The sequence below is a fragment of the Okeania sp. SIO2B9 genome (assembly GCF_010672505.1).
Taxonomy (GTDB): domain Bacteria; phylum Cyanobacteriota; class Cyanobacteriia; order Cyanobacteriales; family Microcoleaceae; genus Okeania; species Okeania hirsuta.
In genome coordinates, this window is the sequence record NZ_JAAHGK010001501.1 from 1 (window position 1) to 1662 (window position 1662).

Genomic DNA, 1662 nt, shown 5'->3' on the forward strand with positions numbered 1-1662 from the left:
TGAGGAAAGTCTCCATTAAAACCATAGTAAGTAACACCATTACGATAAGTTAAATCACCAACAGCAAATAAAGTATTTACATCCGTGCTGAAACTTAAGCCATCATACTGAACATAATTTCTGAACGATGTAGTGGCAGCAATTCCCCAAGTTAATCTGTTATTTGTCCCACCGTTTTCATCGGAGAGAGATTCTACACCAGTAGATACAACGGGTAAACCCCAAGATCCAGATGATGTTCCAGAAAAAGTAATAGCTTGGGCGTTTTCTGTTGCTGCAAATAAGATAGTAGTAGTTGCTACTAAGGTTGTTAAAAGTTTAGGTATGTTCATTATTGATTTACTCTCCTTTTTTTGATTTCTCTGAGGCAATATCAGGATTGAAATTTGAATAGGACAGAGAACTTATATAATTCAGTTTAACACTTATAAAATCAGTAAAAATACGCAATAAGAATCTTGCAAAAAATTCATTCTATTTCTATCTATTTCTATAAATAATGGCAAATTTGTAGAAATAGGATATAGAATATTGACTATTGAATTTTCATGATAACTAATTATCAAGATATTTATATCGCGTCCGGTTTAATACTTACCGAATAATTAAGGTTTAAAGCCTCTTCTTTTCCAGGAGAGGTAATTGTTAGTTATTAATTATTAATTATTAATTATTGAAAGTGCTTATGCAGTACCTCTATTTGTATTTGCTAATATTATTAAACTCTATAATTTTCCGGAATCGATATTTTAGGATAAGAAGCTACTTTTAACTATCTAAAAAGGACTCTGGAAAATGGAACCGATAGAACTGACGGCAGTAGCGATCGCCTACCACTTTTTAACTAAATATGTGGAAAAAACAGGGGAAGGTTTAGGAGAAAAGACTACCGAAAATTTGGGTAAGTTATGGCAAGGGATAAAAAGAATGCCTGCGAATACTTTTGCTGCTTTGAAACCTGCACGGGAAAATCCTTTTCCTGGAGATTTTGAGCAAGCGATACGGGAAATGGAGGCAGTGGCAAATCAAAACCCTGAACTTAAGCAAGATATTATTGATGTAGTTGCGGTTGCTAAAGAGGAATATCCAGAATATGTGAAAAATCTTGAGGCGAAGTTGGAAGAAATAAAGTCTCAAGGGATAACTGCTCAGAAAATTAGTGCTTTGTTTCAGGGAAGCAGTATTACTGGGGGTTCTGTAAATACGGATAATAATAATAATTCTGTAAGTACGGATAATAATAATAATGTAGTTATTCAAAATCCCACGTTTCAAGGTCAAGTTACCTTTTGACAGCAGTCGTCGGGAAGGGCACCGATAAAGAAAAGTACCCAATTTCAACATCCTAACCAAAAATACTATATTCCTGGGGAGGAAGGTTTAGATAATAAAGTTTTTGTGGGTAGGGAAAAGGAACTTGCCCAACTCCACGAATTGCTAAAAAATCATCAACGGGTTGCTATTGCTTCTATTTCTGGAATGGGGGGTGTTGGTAAAACGGAACTTTCCCGTCGATACGCTCATGCTAATAAGTCTGCTTACCCTGGTGGTATTTGTTGGTTGGAAGTACCTACAGAAAATGTGGGTATTCAGATACTCAGGTTTGCTGAGAATAATCTCGGACTTATTCTACCGGAGGAGGAAGATTTATTAGCATGAGCA

General features: G+C 35.5%; 3 protein-coding genes. 2 read left to right on the top strand and 1 reads right to left on the bottom strand.

Annotated features, from left to right (window positions below; all coding sequences use genetic code 11):
* The coding region (locus tag F6K13_RS32045) for a choice-of-anchor K domain-containing protein (RefSeq protein ID WP_287289733.1) at nt 1-332 on the bottom strand (332 nt) is incomplete at its 3' end.
* A gap of 463 nt (nt 333-795) precedes the next feature.
* On the opposite strand from F6K13_RS32045, the gene F6K13_RS32050 reads away from it, so the two are divergent.
* Nucleotides 796-1293 (top strand): hypothetical protein, encoded by a 498-nt coding sequence (locus F6K13_RS32050; RefSeq protein ID WP_124144244.1) that lies wholly within the window; start codon nt 796-798, stop codon nt 1291-1293.
* Nucleotides 1294-1398: 105 nt separating this feature from the next.
* Entirely contained in the window at nt 1399-1659 is a 261-nt protein-coding gene (locus tag F6K13_RS32055) for an NB-ARC domain-containing protein (RefSeq protein ID WP_287289735.1), read from the top strand.
* The last annotated feature ends 3 nt before the right edge of the window (nt 1660-1662 follow it).